Source organism: Modestobacter versicolor (genome assembly GCF_014195485.1).
Lineage (GTDB): Bacteria > Actinomycetota > Actinomycetes > Mycobacteriales > Geodermatophilaceae > Modestobacter > Modestobacter versicolor.
This window is the reverse complement of record NZ_JACIBU010000001.1, coordinates 1560602-1582334: the sequence shown is the minus strand read 5'-3', so window position 1 is coordinate 1582334 and position 21733 is coordinate 1560602. Positions and strand designations below refer to the sequence as shown.

Below are 21733 nucleotides of genomic sequence, written 5' to 3'. Positions count from 1 at the left end.
CGCTGCTATGACGTCGACCGGTGCGGCTCGCGTCCGCAGCAGGCGCCGGGCGCCGCTGTGGGCGTACCTGACCGCGCTCGTCCTCGTCCCGCTGCTCGGCGTCGGCGCCCTGACCTGGGGCATCGCCCGCCAGCGGACGGTCGAGGCGGCCAGCGCCGCCCGCGCCGAGGCCGCCGTGCACGCCGTCGCGCTGCTGGACGCCGTCCGCAGCAGCGTGGAAGAGGAGGTCGTCCCCGCGCTGTCGCTGGCGGTCATGGACGCCTCGGCCGGCACGACGTCGACCGGGCGCACCGAGGTCGTGGCCGCCGCCGAGCGGCAGCAGGACCAGATCACCTTCGACCGGGCGCAACGGACCACCGACCGCGCCCTCGCGCTCCTGCCGGTGGGACAGGTCGGCGCCGCGGCCGCGGACCGGGCAGCCGACCACCTCGAGGCCGTGCGCGCCGAGGTCGAGGCGGCCGGGCTCGACGTCGTCGACGTCTACGTCGCCTACCTCGACGTCACCAAGGGCCTGATGAACGCCGAGCGCGCGGCCGCGGCCGCCGCCAACGCGGAGGAGGCCCCGCTCGCCACGGCGCAGGCCACCCGCGACGTCGAGCTGGTCGCGGCGCTGACCCAGCGCGCCGGGCAGGTCGTGCCGCTCTTCCTCAGCGAGCAGCTCTCCGGGGGCAACCCCGAGGGCTACGCGGCGCTGTCCTGGGAGAACGCCTGGGTCGACTACACCAGCGCGTACCGCCAGATGGAGGAGCTGTCCCAGAGCGACCTGCGGGTGGCCTGGGCGGACGGCCGCGACTCCACCACCTTCACCGCCGTGGACGACGTCCTGGCCGCCTACGCCGACGGCGTCACCAGCGCGGCCATGACGGTCGACCAGGTGCTGTCGCTGGTCCGCGCCCACGTCGCCCGCAGCACGCTGCTCGCCGACGTGCTGGACGTCGCCGTCCACGACGCCCAGGCGCTGGCCGCGGCCGACCGCCGGGCCGCCGACGCCAGCCGGGTCACCGCGCTGGCCGTGGGGGCCGGGCTGCTGCTGCTGTCGGTGGCCGGGGCGTTCCTGCTCGGCCGCACCGTCTCCCGCTCGCTGGGCCTGCTGGCCGGGCAGGCCGAGCAGGTCAGCCGGGGCTCCTTGGTCGACGTCCAGGTCGACGGCCCGTGGGAGGTGCGCACCGTCTCCGCCGCCCTCGGCTCGGCGGTGGCCAGCCTCCGGCGGATCCAGGACCAGGCCCGGGCGGTCGCCCGCGGGGACCTGTCGAACGCGCTGCTGGACGAGCCGCTGCCCGGCCCGCTGGGCGAGGTCGTGCACGCCTCGGTCCGGCAGATCGTCCGGTCGGTGCGCCAGCGCGAGGAGCTGCAGTCGGCGCTGGCCCACCAGGCCACCCACGACCAGCTGACCGAGCTGCCCAACCGGGGCCAGGCGCTGCGGCTGACCGCGGCGGCGCTGTCGAGGGGGCAGCGGTCGGGCTCGATGACCGGGCTGCTGTACCTCGACCTGGACGGCTTCAAGGCGGTCAACGACAACCACGGCCACGCCGTCGGTGACGAGGTGCTGCGGGTGGTCGCGACCCGGCTGCGGGACGTGGTCCGCGCCGGTGACGTCGTGTGCCGGCTGGGCGGCGACGAGTTCGTCGTCCTGGTCGAGCCGGTGGCGCACGAGGGCGACCTGCTGGAGCTGGCCGAGCGGCTCATCACCTCGATCAGCGAGCCGATCGGCGCCGGCGGCCACACCGTGCGGATCGGCGTCAGCGTGGGCGTCGCCGTCAGCCGGGACGGGATCGCCGACGCGGACGTGCTGTTCGCCGAGGCGGACACCGCCACCTACCGCGCCAAGCGGCAGGGCCGCAGCCGCGCCGAGGTCTTCGACGACGTGCTGCGCGCCCAGCTGGCCGAGCGCGCCGAGCTGGAGGCCGCCATCGCCGCGGGCCTGACCAACGGCGAGATGGAGCTGCACTACCAGCCGGTCGTGGACGTCGCCGACGACCGGGTCAGCGGCTACGAGGCGCTGATCCGGTGGCAGCGCCCGGGCCACGGCTGGGTCGCGCCGGACGACTTCATCCCGGTCGCCGAGGCCTCCTCGCTGATCTGCGACCTGGACCGCTGGGTGCTGCACGAGGCGACCCGGCAGCTGGCGGAGTGGCGCCGGGTCCACCCGGCTGCGCCCGACACCCCGGAGCCGACGATGGCGGTCAACATCTCCGGCCGGCACCTGGCCGACCGCAGCGTCGTGCAGGACGTCGCCGACGTCCTCGCCGCCTCGGGGCTGCCGCCCGCGCTGCTCGTGCTGGAGGTGACCGAGACGGTGCTGGTCGACGCCCCCGCGGCGCTCGACAACCTGGCCGCGCTGCGCGCCCTGGGCACGTCCGTGGCCATCGACGACTTCGGCACCGGCTACACCTCGATCGGCCAGCTGCGGCACATGCCGGTGGACACCCTGAAGATCGACCGCAGCTTCATCGGCTCCGCCGAGCCGGGGCACGAGGAGCTGGTCGCGCTGATCATCCGCGCCGCGCACACCTTCGGGCTGACCGTGGTGGCCGAGGGCGTCGAGGAGCCGGCCCAGCTGGTGCGGCTGCTGGCCGACGGCTGCGACCACGCCCAGGGCTACCTGCTGCACCGGCCGCTGACGGCCGCCGACGCGGGCGCGCTGCTGGCCCGCGTGCGGTCGACGACGGGCTGAGCCCGGGCCGTCGGCGGTCCGGGACTGCTCAGTCGTCGGCGCCGCGGACGCCGACCCGGCGTCCGGGGGTGGTCTCCCGCACCAGCCGGCGGGCCGCGTCGACCTCCCGGGCGACCGGGGCCAGCACCCCCTCGGCGTGGATCTCCGCGTCGTCGGGGAGGCGGTGGTCGCGCAGGTCCTCCTCCAGCTCCCGCACGGCCCGGCGCACCACGGTCACCTGGCCCGGGTCGGGCTGCGGCTCGCCGGAGCGCATCGCGATGACCGCCTCGGTGACCGCGTCCGACGTCCGCTCCAGCTGCACGATGACCGGCCACCACGCCGCCGCCCGGGTGCTGATCGGCGGCGGTTCGGCCAGCCGGCGCTGCAGCTGGGTCTGCAGCTCGGTCAGCGCCCGGTAGCTGGCCCGCCGCGCCCGCCGGGTCTCCACCGGGCTCTCGTTGAACGCCGCGTCGATGAACCGGTCCAGCGCCAGCGCGGCCCCGCGCAGGGCGTCGTCCAGCGGGGCCCGCCAGGTCTGCGGCCACAGCAGGTAGCCGAAGAGCAGCACGATGCCGCAGCCGATCAGGGTGTCGACCAGCCGCGCCCCGACGAGCTCAGCGCCGCTGGGCGTGGCCAGGTCCAGCAGCAGGATGATCAGCGGGGTCTGGAAGACCGAGAACAGCCCGAAGTTGCCGCTGCGCGCCCACGGGAGCGCGCCGGCCGCCAGCGCCATCGGCAGCAGCACCCAGGCGTCCCGGCCCAGGAAGGTGAGCAGCAGCGAGCCGATCAGGACGCCGAGCAGCGTGCCGGCGCCGCGCTGCACCGCCCGGGTGAACACCGACCCGTAGTCGGGCTTGAGCACGATCGCCACGGTCAGCAGCACCCAGTACGGCCGCTCGATCGGCAGCAGCTGGCGGGCGACCTCGGCGATGGTCATGCACAGCGTCAGCCGGACGACGAAGGCGCGGGAGTCGGCGTTGCCCACCGTCTTGTCCTGCAGGTCGTGCAGCCGCAGCCGCCAGTCGCGCTCGGCCCGCTGCACGGCGGCCCGGGCCCGCTCCTCCGGGTCGCCGACGACGTGCCACACCAGCCGCAGCCCGTGCCGCACCGCCCGGCGGGGAGCGGGGCCGTCCTCGACCGCCGGCGGCCGTTCCCCGAGCACCGGTCGCCGCTGGGTGACCGCGGTGGCCAGGGCGCGCGCGGCGCCGATGTCCCGGGAGTCGACGGCGACCTCACCGCGGGCGCTGGCGACGGCGGCCTCGACCAGCGGCGCCGCCGAGTTGAGCACCCCGGCCAGCTCGGCCAGCTCGCGGCTCCGCCCGGCCGACCGGCTGCGGGTGTGGATGACCCGGTCGTAGCCCTCGTTGAGCGCCTGGGCCAGGGCCCGGCGGGCGTCCTCGGCCCGGTCGGTGCCGACCGCCTCCAGCAGGTCGGCCACCCGGTCGAAGACCGCGCCGACCGAGGCCCGGTCGGGGTCGAGGGACTCGGTGCGCGACTGCAGCAGCACGGCCAGCGCCCCCCAGGCGGCCCCGGCCAGGAAGAACCCGACCTCCGCCGCCGCCGGCAGCGGCGTCTCCAGCCCGGAGGAGATCGCGGTGTAGACCAGCAGCTGCAGCGCGCCGAGGGAGAAGGCGCCGCTGATCGAGCTGATCAGCGCCGCGACCGCGGAGACCACGGCCATCAGCAGCACCGGCTGCCAGCCGCCGCCGCTCAGCCCGTGCCCGATCACCAGCCCGGTGCCGCCGAGCAGCGACGCCGCGGCGACCCGGCGCATCCGCCCCCGCAGCGGCCCGGACTGCGGGGCCAGCGTGGCGGCGAGCGAGCCCATGGTGGCGAACACCCCGGCGCCCAGCGCGCTGCCGGCCATGCCGCCGACGGCGATCGCCAGGGCCAGCGGGGCGGGGATGACCAGGGCGAACCGGGCGACGTCCCGCCACGGCACCGGCGGGCGGCTGGTGCGCACCAGCTCCTCCAGCCAGGCCGGCGCGTGCAACCCCCGGTCCACCACGCCCGCGAGCCTCCCACCCCGGCAGCGGCGCGGCCGCGCAGGTCGTCGCACACTGGACGGCGTGCCGCGCCCCCTCGTCGTCCCGCCCGGGGCGGCGGGCACCCCGTGACGGCCACCGTCGCCGAGACCACCGGCACCCGCGGCGCGGCGCCCGCGCCCCCGCCCGAGGGCGGCTGGCTCAAGCGGCTGGTCGGCTACTGCCTGCGGCACCGCGGCGACCTCATCGGGGCCTTCGCCGCCGCGCTGGTCGGCTCGGTGATCGCCGCGGTCGCGCCGCTGCTGACCCGCGCCGTCGTCGACCGGGTGGTCGCCGCGTCCGGCTCGGGCACGGCGGCCCACGTCACCCCGTTCATCGTCGCGCTGGTGCTCGCCGGGGTGCTGCGGTTCGCCGCCGGGTTCGTCCGCCGGTACCTGGCCGGGCGGCTGTCGCTCGACGTCCAGATGGACCTGCGCAACGACCTGGCCGCCGCGCTGTCCCGGCTGGACGGTCCGGCGCAGGACCGGCTGCAGACCGGCCAGACGGTCAGCCGGGCGATCAGCGACGTCACGCTGGTCCAGGGGCTGCTGGCGTTCCTGCCCAACCTGACCGGCAACGCGCTGCTGTTCGTCGTCTCGCTGGGCGTGATGGCGTGGCTCTCGCCGCTGCTCACCGTGGTCGCGCTCGCCGTCGGCCCCGCGCTGTGGTGGCTGGCCCTGCGCTCGCGCCGCGACCTCTTCCCGGCGAACTGGGCGGCGCAGCAGCAGGCCGGGGCGGTCGCCGGCGACGTCGAGGCCGCGGTCACCGGCGTCCGGGTGGTCAAGGGCTTCGGCCAGGAGGACCGCGAGCTGGACCGCATCGACGAGGGCGCCCGGCGGTTGTTCGGCGCCCGGATGCGCGTCGTCCGGTTCACCTCCCGGTACAACCCGCTGCTGCAGGCCATCCCGGCGCTCGGCCAGGTCGGCGTGCTGGCCCTCGGCGGCTGGCTGGCGCTGCGCGGCACGATCACCCTCGGCACCTTCCTGGCCTTCGCCACCTACCTGGCCGCGCTGGTCTCGCCGGTGCGCCAGCTCGCCGCCGTGCTCACCATCGGCCAGCAGGCGCGCGCCGGCGTCGAGCGCGTGCTGGAGGTCATCGACGCCCGGCCGGCCCTGGTGTCGGGCACCGGGGCGCTGCCCGACGGGCCGCTGACGGTGGAGCTGGACGACGTCACCTTCGCCCACGACGACGGCCGGCCGGTGCTGTCGGGGGTGTCGCTGCGGGTCGAGCCGGGGGAGACCCTCGCGCTGATCGGCACCGCCGGCTCGGGCAAGTCCAGCGTCGTCGGGCTGCTGCCGCGGTTCTACGACGTCTCCGCCGGGGCGGTGCGGGTGGGCGGGAACGACGTCCGCGACCTGGACACCCACCAGCTGCGCGCGGCGCTGGGCGTCGTCTTCGAGGACAGCTTCCTGTTCTCCGACACCGTGCGGGCCAACATCGCCTTCGGCCGCCCGGACGCCACCGACGCCGAGGTGCGCGCCGCCGCCCGCGCCGCCCAGGCCGACGGCTTCATCGGCGAGCTGCCCGACGGCTACGACACGGTGGTCGGCGAGCAGGGGCTGACGTTGTCCGGCGGCCAGCGCCAGCGGGTGGCGCTGGCCCGCGCGCTGCTCGTCGAGCCCCGGGTGCTGGTGCTCGACGACGCCACCTCCGCCGTCGACGCCGCCGTCGAGGCGCGGATCCACGAGGCGCTGCGCGACGGGGTGCGGGACCGGACGACCCTGCTGGTGGCGCACCGCCGGTCCACGCTGGCGCTCGCCGACCGGGTGGCCGTGCTCGACGCCGGCCGGGTGGTCGACGTCGGCACCGCCGCCGAGCTGGAGGCGCGCTCGCCGCTGTACCGGCTGCTGCTGTCCGGCACCGACGCCGACGCCCCGCCGCCGCAGGACCGGCCGCCGGCCACCGGCACCACCCCGGCGGCCTGGCCGGACCCCGTGCCGGACGCCGAGGAGGACGCCGGCCCGGCCCGCGCCGCCAGCGCCTCGATCGGCGGGCGCGGTGCGGCGATGGCCGCCGCGGCCCCGACGCCGGCCCTGCGGGCGCTGGTCGACCGGCTGCCGCCGACCGTCGACGAGCCCGACGTCCCGGCCGAGCGGGCCCGGGCGGCCGACCGCGGGTTCACCCTGTGGCGGCTGATCCGGCCGTTCCGCTGGCCGCTGGCCGCCGCGCTCGTGCTGGTCGCCGCGGACACCGCCGCCCAGCTGGCCATCCCGGCGCTGGTCCGCGAGGGCGTGGACGACGGCATCGCCGCCCGCTCGACGTCGCTGCTGCTCACCGTCGCCGGCATCGCGCTGGCCGTGGTCCTCGCCGACTTCGCCGTCGCCCGCGGCTCGGCCTGGCTGACCGGGCGCACCGGCGAGCGGCTGCTCTACACGCTGCGGGTCAAGACCTTCGCGCAGCTGCAGCGGTTGGGCCTGGACTACTACGAGCGCGAGCTCGGCGGCCGGATCATGACCCGGATGACGACGGACGTCGACGCGCTGTCGGCGTTCCTGCAGACCGGGCTGACCACCGCGGTGGTCAGCGTGCTCACCCTGGTCGGGGTGCTGGTGGCGCTGTTCCTCTTCGACGTCGAGCTGGCGCTGGTGCTGGTGGCCACGCTGCCGGTGCTGGTGGTCGCCACGGTGTGGTTCCGCGCCCGGTCGGTGCCGGCCTACACCGAGGCGCGGGAGCGGGTCAGCGCGGTCAACGCCCGCCTGCAGGAGGACGTCGCCGGGGTGCGCGTCACCCAGGCGTTCAACCGCTCCGAGCACTCCACCGCCGTCTTCCAGAGCTACGCCCGCAGCTACCGCGACGTCCGGCTGCGGGCGCAGCGCTACATCGCCACCTACTTCCCGTTCGTCGAGTTCCTCTCCGAGGTCGCCGCGGCCGCGGTGCTGGCGGTCGGCGCCGCGCGTCTGTCGTCGGAGACCATCACCGCCGGCGTGCTGATCGCCTTCGTGCTCTACGTCGACACGTTCTTCTCCCCGGTGCAGCAGCTCTCCCAGGTCTTCGACAGCTACCAGCAGGCGTCGGTCGGGCTGCGCCGGCTGCGCGACCTGCTGCGCACGCCGGAGTCGACGCCGGCCGCCGCCTCACCCCGGCCCGTCGGCCCGCTGCGTGGCGAGGTGCGGCTGGCCGACGTCACGTTCTCCTACCGCGGTGCGCCCACCCCGGCGCTGCGCGACGTCACGCTGACCGTCGCGCCGGGGGAGACGCTGGCGTTGGTGGGCGAGACCGGCGCGGGGAAGTCGACGGTGGTCAAGCTGGTCGCCCGGTTCTACGACCCGACCAGCGGAGCGGTCTGCGTGGACGGCGCGGACCTGCGCTCGCTGGACCTGCTGCAGTACCGCCAGCGGCTGGGCGTGGTGCCGCAGGAGGCCTACCTGTTCGCCGGCACGGTGCGCGACGCCATCGCCTACGGCCGGCCCGAGGCCAGCGACGCCGAGGTCGAGGCCGCGGCCCGCGCGGTCGGCGCGCACGAGATGGTGGCCGGGCTGCCGCAGGGCTACCGCACCCGGGTGGGGGAGCGGGGCCGGGCGCTCTCGGCGGGGCAGCGGCAGCTGCTGGCGCTCGCCCGCGCCGAGCTGGTCGACCCCGACGTCCTGCTCTTCGACGAGGCGACCGCCTCGCTGGACCTGGCCACCGAGGCCGCCGTCACCCGGGCGGCCGACGCGGTGGCCCGCCGGCGGACGACGCTCGTCGTCGCGCACCGGCTCACCACCGCCGCCCGTGCCGACCGGGTCGCGGTGCTCGACCACGGCCGGGTGGTGGAGGTCGGCACGCACGACGAGCTGCTGGCCGCCGGCGGTGCCTACTCGGCGCTGTGGGCGGCGTTCACCGCCGACGAGGACGCCGACCCGCTGATGGACTGAGGACCCCGCTGCTCCCTGCAGCTGGGTCCTCCCTCAGTCGAACTGCCAGGTGCTGACCGCGGTGCCGGCCGGGGAGGCCAGCCACAGCAGGGCGGCGAGCGCGCCGAGCCCGACCACGCCCAGCGCCACGACGACCCCGGGGGCCACCGTGCGCCGGTCGAATCGGAAGAGCGCCAGCGCCTGCAGCACCGCACCGCCGAGCGCCAGCAGCGCGCCGACCGGGCCGACCAGCAGGACGGCGAACCCCACCAGCCGGCTGGGCTCGCCGAGCTCGTACGGCCGCAGCACCGTGGCGACGTAGGCCGCTGCCGGCACGACGAGCAGCGTGGCCAGCACCGCCACCGACCGCCAGGTGACCTGCTCGGTCGTCGTCCGCTGCCGCACCGCGGGGGTGGTCACGGCGGGAACTGTCCCGAGGGTCCGCCCCGCCGTCAAGCGCGTCCGGGGTGGGCCCGTCCGGGAAGTCGCTCGACCGGGTGCGTGCGTTCGGGGCAGGGTGGAGCGGTGCTCGAGGTGCGCACCGCCGACGCCGCGGACCTGGACCAGCTGGCCGCGGTCGAGGCGGCCGCCGACGAGCTGTTCGTGCCGCTGGGCATCACCGACCTGCCGCCACCGCCGCCAGCCGATGAGCGGGCGCTCGCCTGGCGGGTGCTGGTGACCGGTCGGCCGGTGCAGGGCCTCGCCGTCCTCGAGCTGCTCGACGGCGCCGTCCACCTCGAGCAGCTCTCGGTGCACCCGGCCGCCGGCCGGCGCGGCCTGGGCAGCGCGCTGCTGGCCGCCACGGTCGAGGCCGCCCGCCACGAGGGGCTCGACCGGGTGACCCTCATCACCTACGCCGACGTGCCGTGGAACGCGCCGTTCTACGCCCGCCACGGCTGGCGGCCGCTGGACCAGCCCACGGCCGGGCTGCGGGCCCTGCGCGAGCGCGAGGCGGCGCTCGGTCTGGACCGCCACGGCCGGCGGACGGTGATGGTCCGGGCGGTCCCGGCCCGTTAGCCGGGGTGCCCGCGCGGGCACCACCCACCGCATGAGCGGATCGACCCCCACCCGGTGAGCACGACCTCGGAGATCACCTCGGACCCCGCGGACGTCCAGCCCGGCCACCCATCCGGATGGGGCACCGGCCGCGAACGCCGGGCGATGACGACGACCTCCCCTGAGCCAGCTGAACGGCCGCTGAGCAGCTCCTCAGCAGGTGCATCGCGCACAACAGGCCGCTCCCGGAGGGCTGACCTACAGTCCGATCTCGTGGCCCTGCCGATGCACGAGGACGTGCCCGCGAGGGTCCGGGAGCTGCCGCTCCCCGGCCTCGCCCTCGGCGAGGTGGTCGCGGCCCTGGAGGCCCGGTACGACCCGGCGCTGGCCGAGGACTGGGACGCGGTCGGCCTGGTGTGCGGCGACCCGGAGGAGCCCGTCCGGTCGGTCCTGTTCGCCGTCGACCCGACCGCCGCGGTGGTCGACGAGGCGATCGCCCTCGGCGTCGACCTGCTGGTCACCCACCACCCGCTGCTGCTGACCCCGGTGCACGGCGTGCCGGCCAGCGACCCCAAGGGCCGGCTGGTGCACCGGCTGATCCGCGCCGGCATCGGCCTGTTCGTCGCCCACACCAATGCCGACCGGGCACCCGACCACGGGGTCAACGACGCGCTGGCCGCCGCGCTCGGCGTCGGCGACGTCCACCCGCTGGAGTCGGTGGCCGCGCCGGAGACCGACACCCTGGTCGTGTTCGTGCCGGTCGGCGTGAGCGACCAGCTGGTCGACGCCCTCTCCGCGGCCGGTGCCGGGGTGATCGGCGACTACACCCGCTGCGTCTGGCAGACCACCGGCACCGGCACCTTCATCCCCGGCGACGAGACCCACCCCGCCATCGGCCGGCGCGGCCAGGTCGAGCGGGTCCCGGAGATCCGGCTGGAGATGGTGGTGCCCCGCGCCTGCCGCGCCGAGGTGCTGCGCGCCCTGCTGGAGCTGCACCCCTACGAGGACCCGGGCTACGCCTTCTTCGAGAACTCCGCGACCGCCAGCCGCGCGGGCCTGGGCCGGGTCGGCGAGCTGACCCGCCCGGTGACCCTGCGGGAGTTCGCCGAGCGGGTGGCCGCCACGCTGCCCGGCACCCCCTGTGGCGTGCGGGTCGCCGGTGACCCCGACCGCGTCGTGCGCACCGTGGCCGTCTGCGGCGGCAGCGGCGCCTCGATGCTCGCCGCGGCGGCGTCGGCCGAGGCCGACGTCTTCGTCACCAGCGACCTCAAGCACCACGCCGCCTCCGAGGCCACCGAGCACCCCGGGCCGGCCCTGTGCGACGTGGCGCACTTCGCGTCCGAGTGGCCGTGGCTGCCCGTCGCCGCCGACCTGCTGCACCGCGACCTCGGCGCGCGGGTCCAGGTGGCGGTCTCCGCCCGGCCGACCGACCCGTGGAGCTGGCAGGTCGGCGCGGACCAGGTCGGTGGCCAGCTGGTCGGCGGGTACGGCGACCACGCACGGCTGCGTTCGGCCGAGGAGCAGGCCGACTGAGCGGTCGTGGCGAGGTGGTCCGGGGCGGCACCGGCGCGCGGGTAGGTTGACCGTGTGCAGGCTGACCACTTCGACCAGCAGAAGCTGCTGGCCCTCGCTGCGGAGGACGTCGCCCTCGCGCAACTCGCCCACCGCCGGCGGACCCTTCCCGAGCTCGCCGCCGTCGAGGCGGCCCAGGAGGCGCAGCGGACCCTGTCCGACGACGTCGTCCGGGCCGAGACCGAGGTGCGCGACCTCGACCGCGAGCAGAAGCGGCTGGAGGGCGACGTCGACACCGTCCGCCAGCGCGCGGCGCGCGACCAGTCGCGGATCGACTCCGGCGGCGCCACGCCCAAGGAGATCACCGGGCTGCAGCACGAGCTGGAGTCGCTGCACCGGCGGCAGTCCGACCTCGAGGACCAGGTGCTCGAGCTGATGGAGCGCCGCGAGGCCGCCGACGCCGCGCTGGCCGCGGCGCAGGGTGGGCTGGCCGGCGCCCAGGCCGAGCAGGAGCGGGCCGAGCAGCAGCGCGACGCGGCGCTCGCCGACATCGCCGAGGCGACGACCCGGCACCAGGCCACGCGCGACGAGATCGCCGCCGCGGTGCCCGCGCCGCTGCTGGCGCTGTACGACCGGATCGCCAAGCAGACCGGTGGCACCGGGGCGGCCCACCTGCACGCGGGCCGCTGCGAGGGCTGCCGGATCGAGTTCTACGGCACCGAGCTGGCCACGTACCGCAACGCCGACCCGCACACCGTGCTGCGCTGCGAGAACTGCGGCCGGATCCTGGTCCGCAACGCCGAGTCGGGGCTGTGACGGCCGGCTCCTCGGGCCGGCGCTTCATCGTCGAGGCGGACGGCGGGTCACGGGGCAACCCGGGGCCGGCCGGCTACGGCGCGCTGGTGCGCGACGCGGAGACCGGGCGGGTGCTCGCCGAGCGGGCGGAGTCCGTCGGCCGGGCCACCAACAACGTCGCCGAGTACGGCGGGCTGGTCGCCGGGCTGCAGGCCGCCCTCGACCTCGACCCGACGGCGAGCGTCGAGGTCCGGATGGACTCCAAGCTCGTCGTGGAGCAGATGTCGGGTCGCTGGCAGATCAAGCACCCGGACATGAAGAAGCTCGCCGTGCAGGCCCGTGACCTGGCCCGGCAGCTGGGCACGGTCCGCTACACCTGGGTGCCGCGGGCGCAGAACGGCGCGGCCGACGCGCTGGCCAACAGCGCCATGGACGGCAAGCCGGTGCGCCGCGACCTGTCGACCGAGCCGGTCGTCGTCGAGGACGACGTCCAGCCGGTCACCGAGCCGGCGCCGGTCGTCGTCACCACCACGTTCCTGCTCCGGCACGGCCGCACCGAGCACACCCCCGAGCGCCGGTTCAGCGGCAGCAGCGACCTGCCGCTGTCCGAGCTCGGCCGGGCCGACGCCGCGGCCGCTGCCCGGCACCTGGCCGGCCGGGGCATCGACGTCATCGTCACCTCGCCGCTGCAGCGCACCCGGCAGACCGCCGAGGCCGCCGCGGAGGTGCTCGGCGTCCCGGTCGAGGTCGACGGCGACCTGCGCGAGCTCGACTTCGGCGGCTGGGAGGGGCTGACCGCCGCCGAGGCCGCGGCGAAGAGCCCGCTGGCCTACCGCCGCTGGTCCGGGGCGCTCGACGTCCGGCCGCCCGGCGGGGAGTCGATCGCCGACGTCTCCACCCGGGTGGCCCGGGCCCGCGCCCGGGTGCTGGAGCGGCACGCCGGCAGGACGGTGCTCGTGGTCAGCCACGTGACGCCGATCAAGCTGCTGCTGGCCGCCGGGCTCGGCGTCGGCGACGAGATCGTGCACCGGGTGTTCCTGGAGGCGGCGTCGCTGTCGACGGTGACCTGGTCGACCGACGGCCGCACGAGCGTCCGCCTGGTGAACGACACGTCGCACCTCGGCTGAGGGCTTGATCGCGCGAAAGCGCGCGTGCTCAGTCGCGCTGAAGCGCGGCTAGAGCCGCCCGGCGTCGATGACCCGGGCGAGGAACTGCCGGGTGCGGGCCTCGACGGGGTCGCCGAGCACCTGCGCCGGCGGCCCGGACTCCAGCACCACCCCGCCGTCGAGGAACGCCACCGTGTCGGCGACCTGGCGGGCGAAGCCCATCTCGTGGGTCGCCATCACGATGGTCATCCCCTGCGCGGCCACCTCGCGGACGACGCGGAGCACCTCGCCGACGAGCTCGGGGTCCAGCGCGCTGGTGATCTCGTCGAGCAGCAGCACCCGCGGCCGCACCGCGAGCGCCCGGGCGATCGCCACCCGCTGCTGCTGGCCGCCGGACAGCCGGTCGGGGTACTCGCCGGCCTTGTCGGCCAGCCCGATCCGGGCCAGCAGCGCCAGCGCCTCCTCCCGCACCTCGGCCTTCGGCCGGCCGTGCACGACGGTCGGCGCCAGGGTCACGTTGTCCAGCACGGACAGGTGCGGGAACAGGTTGTAGGCCTGGAAGACCACACCCAGCCGGCGGCGCACCGCATCGGCGTCCACCCGCGGGTCGGTGACGTCCTCGCCGTCCAGCAGCACCTGGCCGTCGTCCACCGTCTCCAGCAGGCTGGCGCAGCGCAGCAGCGTCGACTTGCCCGAGCCCGAGCCGCCGATCAGCGCCACCACCTGGTGCTCGTCGACGGTCAGGTCGACCCCGCGCAGCACGGCGTTGGAGCCGAAGGCCTTGACCACGCCGCGGACGTCCACCACCGGTGCGTTGTTCACAGGAGGCTCCCGGACTGCTGGCGGCGCCGGGCGCGGGCCGCGTAGGCGTCGGCCAGCCGGGCCGAGGGGACGGCGAGCAGCACGAACAGCAGCCCGGCGACCACGTACGGCGTGAAGTTGAAGCTCTGCCCGACCTGGATCTGGGCGGACCGGACGGCGTCGACGGCGCCGAGGACCGAGATCAGCCCGACGTCCTTCTGCAGCGCGACGAAGTCGTTGAGCAGCGCCGGGGTGACGGTGCGCAGCGCCTGGGGCAGCACCACGATGCGCATGCTCTGCCGGTGGGTCAGCCCCAGCGACCGGGCGGCGGCCCGCTGGCTGGGGTGCACCGACTCGATGCCGGCCCGGAACACCTCGGCCACGTAGGCGGAGTAGGTCAGCACGATGGCCGCGGTGCCCAGCACGAACGGCGAAGTCGGCACGCCCTGCAGGCCCAGCGCCGGGAAGCCGAAGCCGACCAGGTACAGCACGATGATCAGCGGGACGCCGCGGAAGAGGTCGACGTAGGCGGTGGCGACGATCCGCACCGGCGCGAGCGCCGGCCCGCGCAGGGTCCGCAACACCGCCACGCCCAGGCCGCAGACCAGCACCAGCAGCCCGCCGACCACGAGCACCTGGAGGTTCAGCAGCAGCCCGCGGGCGATGTCCGGCAGCGACTCCCAGGCCACCTGCGGGGAGAAGAACGTCGCCTGCACCCGTGGCCAGCCCGGTGAGCGGGTGACGGCCAGCCAGGCCACCACGGCGAACAGCAGGGTGGAGGCGAGGGCGACCAGCGTCGACCGCCGGGCCCGGCTGCGGCGCCAGGCCCGGCGGGAGAGCTCGAGCTCGCTGGCCGGCGGGAGGACGCCGTCCGGCACGCGGCTCAGGAGAGGACGGGGGCGTCGGCGACGTCCGACAGCCACTGCTGCTCGAGGTCGGCCAGCGTGCCGTCCTCGCGCAGGGCGTCGACGGCCTGGCTGACGCAGTCGGTGAGCGGGCTGTCCTTGGCCAGCACCAGCCCGAACTGGTCGGCGCTGCTGCCGGAGTCGGCGACCTGCCCGACGATCACGCCGTCGTCCAGCTCGGCGGCGGTGATGTAGAAGGCCGTGGGCAGGTCGACGACGATCGCGTCGACCTGGCCGTTCTGCAGGGCGAGCTTGGCGTCGTCGTTGGTGTTGAACACGACCGGGTCGCTGTCCGGGGCGATGGTCTCGATCAGCACGTCGAGGCTCGTGGTGCCCACCTGCGCGCCGATCCGCAGGTCCTTCAGGTCGGCGAGGCTGGTCGCCCCCTCGGCGGCGGAGCCCCCGGTGGTGATGACCGCCTGGGTGACGTCGTAGTACGGCGAGGAGAAGTCGACGGCCTGCCGGCGCTCGTCGGTGATGGAGAACTGGTTGACGTCGAAGTCGAAGGACTTCGGGCCGGGCTGGATGACGCTGTTGAACTGCGCGGTCACCCAGGTGACCTCGTCCTCGGCGTACCCGAGCTGCTCGGCGACGGCGTAGGCCACCGCGGACTCGAAGCCCTCGCCGTTGGTCGGGTCGTCGTCGCTGAACCACGGCTCGTACGCGGGGGCGTCGGTTCCGATGGTGAGCGTGCCGTCCTCGAGGGTGGGCAGGTCGCCGGGGGAGCAGCTGCCGGACCCGCTGGCGGAGGCGGCGTCGTCGGCGGTCTCCTCGGCGGCGCAGGCGCTGACCGAGACGGTCGCGGCGGCCAGCAGGGCCAGGGTGGCGAGGGGACGACGGCGCATGGGGGACCTCGATCGGGGTGCTTGAGCGTTGTACGAGCAGCTGCATCCTAGGGTCCGGGCCGCGCCGTGCCGGGCCCGGGACGCCACGGGGGACACTGGGTGGCGACAGGTGGACAGCGAGCACCGGGAGCACCGCCATGACCGCGACGACCAGCACCGCCCGCGCCACGGGCGACCGCACCATGTCCGACCTCGAGTACGAGGCGTGGGCGGCGGAGGTGCGGCGGCTGGCCGACGAGCGCGGCGCCGTCGTCCTGGCGCACAACTACCAGGTGCCCGAGATCCAGGACGTCGCCCACTTCACCGGCGACTCGCTGTACCTGTCCCGGGTCGCCGCGGAGACCGACGCCCGGGAGATCGTCTTCTGCGGCGTCCACTTCATGGCCGAGACCGCCAAGATCCTGTCGCCGGACAAGACCGTGCTGCTGCCCGACCACGCGGCCGGCTGCTCGCTGGCCGACAGCATCACCGCCGAGCAGCTGCGCGAGTGGAAGGCCGAGCACCCGGGCGCCGTCGTCGTCAGCTACGTCAACACCACCGCGGCGGTGAAGGCCGAGACCGACATCTGCTGCACCAGCTCCAACGCCGCCGACGTCGTGCGGTCGATCCCGGCCGACCGGGAGATCCTGTTCTGCCCCGACCAGTTCCTCGGCGCGCACGTCAAGCGGGTCACCGGCCGGGAGAACATCTCGATCTGGGCGGGGGAGTGCCACGTGCACGCCGGCATCAGCCCGAGCGACGTCCGGAGTCAGATCGCCGCCCACCCGGGGGCGGAGATCCTGGTGCACCCCGAGTGCGGCTGCACCACCTCGGTGCTCGACCTGGTCAGCCACGGCGACCTCCCCGCCGACCGGACCCGCGTGCTGTCGACCGGCGGGATGGTCGAGGCGGCCGCGGCGACCCGCGCCCCGCAGGTGCTGGTGGCCACCGAGATCGGCATCCTGCACCAGCTGCGGGCGCTCAACTCCGGCACCGAGTTCATCCCGATGAACGAGCGCGCCTCCTGCCGCTACATGAAGATGATCACCCCGGCGAAGCTGCTGCACACGCTGCGCACCGGCGAGGGCGCGGTCGACGTCGACCCGCAGGTCGCGGCCCGGGCCCGGCGGGCGGTCGAGGCGATGGTCGCCATCGGCGAGCCCGGCCGCGGCGGGGAGTAGCGGGCCCGCCCGTCCGTTGATCATGGGCGTGCTGCCCGGTGACACGCCCGGGCCCGGCGCGCCGAGCGGCAGAACGCCCATGATCAACGCGGGGGCGGGCCGACGTCAGACCAGCAGCGCCAGCCACAGCGCGGCGGTGGCGCCGACCAGGGTGAGCGGCACGGTCGCCAGCCCGACGGCGCTGAACCGGACCGCGCCGGGGGCGTCGGCGCCGAGCACCCGCCGCCACAGCAGGTTGGCCAGCGACCCGGCGTAGGTGAGGTTGGGGCCGAGGTTCACCCCGATCAGCACCGCGAGCACCGTCGGCACGCCACCCACTGCGGCCACCGGCAGCAGCGCCAGCGTCGCCGGCAGGTTGTTGACCAGGTTGGCCAGCAGCGCGGCGATCCCGACGACCGCCAGCAGCGCGAGCAGCCCGTCGCCGCGGGGCAGCAGGTCGCCGAGCAGGGCCTCCAGGCCGTGCTGCCGCAGCACCAGCACCAGCACCGCCAGCCCCAGCACGAACAGGCCGAAGGGCAGGTTCGCCGCGCGCACCAGGTCGGGCACCCGGGTGCGGCCGGCGACGAGCTGCCGGACGGCGAGGACGACGACGCCCGCAGTGGCCGGCCACACCGGTCCGACGCCGACCAGGGACGCGACGGCGAACCCCGCCACGGTGGCCCCGACCACGGCCAGCGCCAGCACCGGTGCCGGCGGGACGTCGTGCACCGGGGCGTCGATCGCGTCCCGGAGGTCGGCGCGGAACAGCCGGCGCAGCACCAGGTACTCCAGCGCGAGCGCGGCCACCTGCGGCAGCACCATCAGCCCGGCGAAGTGCACGAACGACAGCCCGGTGGCCGCCACCGCGAGCAGGTTGGTCAGGTTGGACACCGGCAGCAGCAGCGAGGCGCTGTTGGCCAGGTGCCCGACGGCGTAGCCGTGCGGCCCCACCGGCACCCGCAGGTGGCGGGCGAGGGCGACCACCACCGGGGTGAGCAGCACGACGGTGGCGTCCAGGCTCAGCACCGCGGTGACCGCCGCGGCCAGCACGAACACCCGGGCCAGCAGCCCCTGCGCCGAGCTGCCCGCCTGCCGGGCCGTCACGGCGGCCGCCCAGCCGAACAGCCCCTCCCGGTCGGCGAGGTCGGCCAGCAGCAGCACGACGACCAGGAAGGCGACCGTCGGGCCGACCTCCCGCAGGGTCGCCGCGGCGTCGTCCCAGCCGACCGCGCCCAGCCCGGCCAGCAGCAGGGCACCGGGCACCGCGATCACCGCTGGTGGCAGCCGGGGGGAGTCGGCTGCCGCCGCGGCGAGGGTGCCGGCCAGCAGCAGGGCAGCCAGCAGCAGGGCGACGGGGTCGGACACGCGGTGCGGCCGGTCAGCTGCGCAGGAAGAGGTAGACCGAGACCGCGACGCCGAAGGTCACGATGAGCACCCGCAGCGGTGTGCTCGGGATCCGGGTGGCGACCTTGGCGCCGAGGAAGCCGCCGAGCAGGCTCGCCGGGGCGCAGACCGCCACGTACTCCCAGGCGACGTCGGCCCAGATGCCGAAGACGACCACGGTCACCGTGGCGGTCACCAGCGAGATCGCGCTCTTCATCGCGTTGGCCAACTTGAGCCGGCCCAGTCCCAACCCGAGGACGCCGACCAGGATGACGCCGAGCGCGCCGCCGAAGTAGCCGCCGTAGACGGTGGCCAGGAACAGCGCGACGTAGAGCCAGACCGGGTCGCCGGTGCGGCCGCCGTCCTCCCGCGTCCGGAGCCGCCGGGTGATCAGCGGCTGGAACGCCAGCAGGACGCTGGCCAGGAACACCAGCACCGGGACGACGGCGTCGAAGGCCTCGCTGGGGGTGGTGAGCAGCAGGATCGAGCCCGCCGTGCCGCCGACGACCGCAGTCGCGCCGAACCGCACCAGCCGGCCGCGCTGCCCGGCGTACTCCGCGCGGAAGCCGAGCACCCCGCCGACGTAGCCCGGCCACTGGGCGATGGAGTTGGTGACGTTCGCCTGCACGGTGCCCAGGCCCAGCCCGACCAGGGTGGGGAAGAGGATCAGCGAGCCGCCCCCGGCGATGGAGTTGATCCCGCCGGCCAGCAGCGCGACCCCGGCAGCGATGAGGAGGTCGACAGCGGACACGACAGCGGACCCTACGGTGTGCGCATGCGGGGAGACGTGCAGGCGCTGGCCATCGCGACGGGCATGGCCGGTAGCGGGGTGCTGCACCTGGTCCGGCCGCAGACCTACGACTGGATGATCCCGCCGGAGCTCGGCCCGGCCCGGCCGTGGGTGACCGGCAGCGGCGTGGCCGAGCTGGCCACCGCGGCCCTGCTGGCGGTGCCGGCGACCCGCCGCGCCGGGGGCTGGGCGGCGGTGGCGGTGCTGGTCGGGGTGCTCCCCGCCCACCTGCAGACCCTGCGGGTGCTGCGCGGGGCGAAGCTGGCGGCGGCGGTCGCCCGCATCCCGTTCCAGCTGCCGATGCTGCAGGCCGCGCTGCGGGTCGCCCGCCCGCGCTAGCGGCCGCGGACCGGCGGGGGCTCGGGGTCGGTGAGCCGCGGGCCGTCCATCAGGCTGCCGGCCTGCTTGACCCGCCGCAGCACGGTCGAGGTCTCCAGGGTGCGCACCGGCAGCGCGCCGACCCGGTCGGTGAGGAAGCGGTACAGGTGCGCGGTGTCCCGGCAGGTCACCGCCACCATCAGGTTGACCGGGCCGGTGACCACCGCGGTGAAGGCGGTCTCCGGCTCGCGGGCCAGCGACTCCCCGACGTGGGCGATGTCGGCCGGCGCCACCCCGAGCCAGAGCAGGGCGCTCACCGGGTGGCCGAGCAGCTCGCTGGCGATCTCCAGGTCGAAGTAGAGGGTCCCGGCCGCGCGCAGCGCGTCGACCCGCCGGGCCACCCGGCTCTCCGACCAGCCGGTCACCCCGGCGAGCTCGGCGTAGCTCAGCCGGCCGTCGGTGGCCAGCGCGGCGAGCAGGAGCTCGTCCTCGGGGTCCAGCGCCAGCGGGGGGCTCGCCGTCCGGGGCTGCTCGGGGGTGAGGGCGGCGATCTGCTCGTCGGTCAGCGGGTCCTCGAAGCCGGTCCACTCGTAGGGTCCGCCGACGTAGGCGTGCAGCACCGAGAAGGCGGTCAGGTCGATCACCTGGACCGTGCGCGGCAGCCGGTCCAGCAGCAGGGCGTCGCGCTGCCGGGGCGTGCGCGGCTTGGTCGAGCAGGTGATCTCCGCGCCGCCGGCGGTGAGGCTCACCCAGGAGACGTCCGGACGGCGGGCCAGCGCGTCGGCCACCGCGCCCGCTGCCGCCGGCTGCACGCGCACCCGGATGTGCCAGCTCGGCTCGGTGGCCTCCGGGGTGGTCAGGCCCAGCACCCGGACGACGCCGTCGGCCCGCAGCCGCCGCCAGCGCCGGGCGACCGTCTGCTCCGAGACCCCCAGCACGGCGGCCACCCGGCTGAACGGGGCACGGCCGTCGACCTGCATCGCGTGCACGATCTGGCGGTCGATGGCGTCGATCACGGCACCATCCTCCCTGACGCGGCTGTGCGTGGAGGATCCCGGCAGGATCGGCGGCTCGATTGGTCGGTGGTGCGCCACCGACCGCAGAGTGGTGCCATGCGCAAGTGGTTGCCGCTGGTCGCGATCTGCACCGGCACGTTCATGCTCCTGATCGACGTCACGATCGTGAACGTCGCCCTGCCCGACATGGCCACCGACCTGCAGACGAGCTTCGGCCAGCTGCAGTGGGTCGTCGACGTCTACGCGCTGGCCCTGGCCGCGCTGGTGCTGGGTGCCGGGTCGCTGGCCGACCTCTACGGCCGGCGGAAGCTCTACCTGATCGGGCTGGTGCTCTTCGCGGTGGCGTCGCTGGCCTCCGGGCTCGCCCCGGACGCCGGTCTGCTCATCGCCGCCCGTGGGTTGCAGGGCATCGGCGGGGCGGTCATGTTCGCCACCACGATCGCGCTGATCAACACCAGCTACGAGGGCCGGGACCGCGGGACGGCGTTCGGCATCTGGGGTGCGGTGGTCGGTGCCTCCGCGGCGCTGGGCCCCATCCTGGGCGGCGCCCTCACCGAGCTGTCCTGGCGCTGGATCTTCTTCGTCAACCTGCCGGTGACCGTGTTCGCCGTGGTGCTCACCCTCACCGCGGTGCAGGAGGCCCGGCAGCCGGGGGCGCCGCGGCCCGACGTCCCCGGGATCGCGCTGTTCAGCCTCGGCGCCGGGGGCCTCGTCTTCGGCCTGGTGCGCGCCGCCGCCGACGGCTGGGGGCAGCCCGCTTCCTGGGGGCCGATCGCCGCGGGCCTGCTCGTCCTGGCCGGCTGGGTCGTCGTCGAGGCCCGCCGGTCGGACCCGATGCTCGACGTCGGGCTGTTCCGCAGCCGCTCGTTCACCGGGATCATGCTGGGCGCGCTGCTGCTCAACGCCGCGGCGTTCGCCTCGCTGATCTACATGTCGCTGTGGCTGCAGTCGATCGGCGGGCTGTCGCCGCTGCAGGCCGGCTGCGTCTTCATCCCGCTGTCGGCGCTGAGCTTCGGGGTCGCCGCCGTCGCCGGGCGGTCGCTGACGGACCGGCCGCCGCGGCTGGTGCTCGGCGGGGGGCTGCTGCTGGTCGGGGCCGGTGGGCTGCTGCTCGCCCTGGTCGGCGCCGACTCGACCTGGCGGGTGCTGGTGCCCGGCCTCGCCGTGCTCGGCGCCGGGGTGGGCATGGCGAACCCGACGCTGGCCTCCGCCGCCCTGGCCGCCGTCCCGCGCGAGCGCAGCGGGATGGCCTCGGGTGCGGTGAACACCTTCCGGCAGCTCGGCTTCGCGCTCGGCGTCGCCGTGCTGGGCAGCGTCTTCACCGCGCAGGCCACCGCGTCGCTGCGCGACGGCGGGGCGCCGGACGCCCCCGGCACCGCCTCGGCGCTGACCGCCGGGCAGGCCGGCCAGCTGATCGGCTCGGCGCCCGCCGCGGACCGGGCGGGGCTCGCCGACCTGCTGGGCACCGCCTACGCCAGCGGCCTGCGCGACGTCTTCCTGGTCTGCGGCGGCGCCGGCCTGCTCGGGGGCGTGCTGGTGCTCTGGCTGGTGCGGGCCGCGGCGCCGTCCAGCGGCCGGCCGGCCGGCGCGCAGTCGGAGCCTGCCACCGCCCGCTGA

17 protein-coding genes are annotated in these 21733 nt (G+C 75.7%); 9 read left to right on the top strand and 8 right to left on the bottom strand.

Annotated features, from left to right (window positions below; all coding sequences use genetic code 11):
* The first annotated feature begins 7 nt into the window (after positions 1-7).
* Positions 8-2674 (top strand): putative bifunctional diguanylate cyclase/phosphodiesterase, encoded by a 2667-nt coding sequence (locus FHX36_RS07630; RefSeq protein WP_110554032.1) that lies wholly within the window; start codon positions 8-10, stop codon positions 2672-2674.
* A gap of 28 nt (positions 2675-2702) precedes the next feature.
* Here the strand turns inward: FHX36_RS07630 and FHX36_RS23425 are convergent, their stop codons facing one another.
* Positions 2703-4661: an FUSC family protein gene (locus FHX36_RS23425; RefSeq protein WP_183513653.1), complete on the bottom strand. Its 1959-nt coding sequence runs from the start codon at positions 4659-4661 to the stop codon at positions 2703-2705.
* Positions 4662-4766: 105 nt separating this feature from the next.
* Here FHX36_RS23425 and FHX36_RS07620 point away from each other — a divergent pair, with 105 nt between their 5' ends.
* Positions 4767-8531, top strand: coding sequence for an ABC transporter transmembrane domain-containing protein (locus tag FHX36_RS07620; RefSeq protein ID WP_183513652.1), 3765 nt, complete (start codon positions 4767-4769; stop codon positions 8529-8531).
* A 33-nt stretch (positions 8532-8564) separates the two neighbouring features.
* On the opposite strand, the gene FHX36_RS07615 is transcribed toward FHX36_RS07620, so the two are convergent.
* Positions 8565-8930 (bottom strand): hypothetical protein, encoded by a 366-nt coding sequence (locus FHX36_RS07615; RefSeq protein ID WP_110551839.1) that lies wholly within the window; start codon positions 8928-8930, stop codon positions 8565-8567.
* 105 nt (positions 8931-9035) lie between these two features.
* Between FHX36_RS07615 and FHX36_RS07610 the strand changes: the two genes are divergently transcribed.
* The 4 genes from FHX36_RS07610 to FHX36_RS07595 all read left to right on the top strand — a co-directional run bounded on the left by FHX36_RS07610 (position 9036) and on the right by FHX36_RS07595 (position 12940).
* Positions 9036-9527 carry a GNAT family N-acetyltransferase gene (locus tag FHX36_RS07610; RefSeq protein ID WP_110551838.1) on the top strand — a complete coding sequence of 164 codons (492 nt, stop codon included), beginning with the start codon at positions 9036-9038 and terminating at the stop codon, positions 9525-9527.
* A gap of 252 nt (positions 9528-9779) precedes the next feature.
* Complete coding sequence (locus FHX36_RS07605; RefSeq protein WP_258372669.1) at positions 9780-11039, top strand: Nif3-like dinuclear metal center hexameric protein; 1260 nt, start codon at positions 9780-9782, stop codon at positions 11037-11039.
* 54 nt (positions 11040-11093) lie between these two features.
* Positions 11094-11834: a zinc ribbon domain-containing protein gene (locus tag FHX36_RS07600; RefSeq protein ID WP_110551837.1), complete on the top strand. Its 741-nt coding sequence runs from the start codon at positions 11094-11096 to the stop codon at positions 11832-11834.
* A complete protein-coding gene (locus FHX36_RS07595; RefSeq protein ID WP_110551836.1) occupies positions 11831-12940 on the top strand; it encodes a bifunctional RNase H/acid phosphatase in 1110 nt (369 codons plus the stop codon). The genes FHX36_RS07600 and FHX36_RS07595 overlap by 4 nt, the downstream gene beginning before the upstream one ends.
* Positions 12941-12988: 48 nt before the next feature.
* Here the strand turns inward: FHX36_RS07595 and FHX36_RS07590 are convergent, their stop codons facing one another.
* The 3 genes from FHX36_RS07590 to FHX36_RS07580 are packed head-to-tail and all read right to left on the bottom strand — an operon-like array spanning position 12989 to position 15470.
* Positions 12989-13741 (bottom strand): amino acid ABC transporter ATP-binding protein, encoded by a 753-nt coding sequence (locus FHX36_RS07590; RefSeq protein ID WP_309147304.1) that lies wholly within the window; start codon positions 13739-13741, stop codon positions 12989-12991.
* Positions 13738-14598, bottom strand: coding sequence for an amino acid ABC transporter permease (locus tag FHX36_RS07585; protein WP_220035899.1), 861 nt, complete (start codon positions 14596-14598; stop codon positions 13738-13740). The genes FHX36_RS07590 and FHX36_RS07585 overlap by 4 nt, the downstream gene beginning before the upstream one ends.
* 5 nt (positions 14599-14603) lie before the next feature.
* The gene (locus tag FHX36_RS07580) at positions 14604-15470 is read right to left on the bottom strand and encodes an ABC transporter substrate-binding protein (RefSeq protein WP_110551835.1); all 867 of its coding nucleotides are present in this window, start codon (positions 15468-15470) and stop codon (positions 14604-14606) included.
* A gap of 137 nt (positions 15471-15607) precedes the next feature.
* On the opposite strand from FHX36_RS07580, the gene nadA reads away from it, so the two are divergent.
* Complete coding sequence (nadA, locus tag FHX36_RS07575; protein ID WP_220035898.1) at positions 15608-16630, top strand: quinolinate synthase NadA; 1023 nt, start codon at positions 15608-15610, stop codon at positions 16628-16630.
* 105 nt (positions 16631-16735) lie between these two features.
* On the opposite strand, the gene FHX36_RS07570 is transcribed toward nadA, so the two are convergent.
* Positions 16736-17974, bottom strand: a complete 1239-nt coding sequence (locus FHX36_RS07570) for an SLC13 family permease (protein WP_181428732.1) — start codon at positions 17972-17974, stop codon at positions 16736-16738.
* Positions 17975-17987: 13 nt separating this feature from the next.
* Positions 17988-18743 (bottom strand): sulfite exporter TauE/SafE family protein, encoded by a 756-nt coding sequence (locus FHX36_RS07565; RefSeq protein WP_110551834.1) that lies wholly within the window; start codon positions 18741-18743, stop codon positions 17988-17990.
* A gap of 24 nt (positions 18744-18767) precedes the next feature.
* Between FHX36_RS07565 and FHX36_RS07560 the strand changes: the two genes are divergently transcribed.
* Positions 18768-19121, top strand: coding sequence for a DoxX family protein (locus FHX36_RS07560; RefSeq protein WP_181428731.1), 354 nt, complete (start codon positions 18768-18770; stop codon positions 19119-19121).
* On the opposite strand, the gene FHX36_RS07555 is transcribed toward FHX36_RS07560, so the two are convergent.
* Positions 19118-20116, bottom strand: coding sequence for an Lrp/AsnC family transcriptional regulator (locus FHX36_RS07555; protein ID WP_220035897.1), 999 nt, complete (start codon positions 20114-20116; stop codon positions 19118-19120). The two genes, FHX36_RS07560 and FHX36_RS07555, sit on opposite strands and share 4 nt — an antisense overlap.
* A 96-nt stretch (positions 20117-20212) precedes the next feature.
* On the opposite strand from FHX36_RS07555, the gene FHX36_RS07550 reads away from it, so the two are divergent.
* Positions 20213-21733: an MFS transporter gene (locus FHX36_RS07550; RefSeq protein ID WP_110551832.1), complete on the top strand. Its 1521-nt coding sequence runs from the start codon at positions 20213-20215 to the stop codon at positions 21731-21733.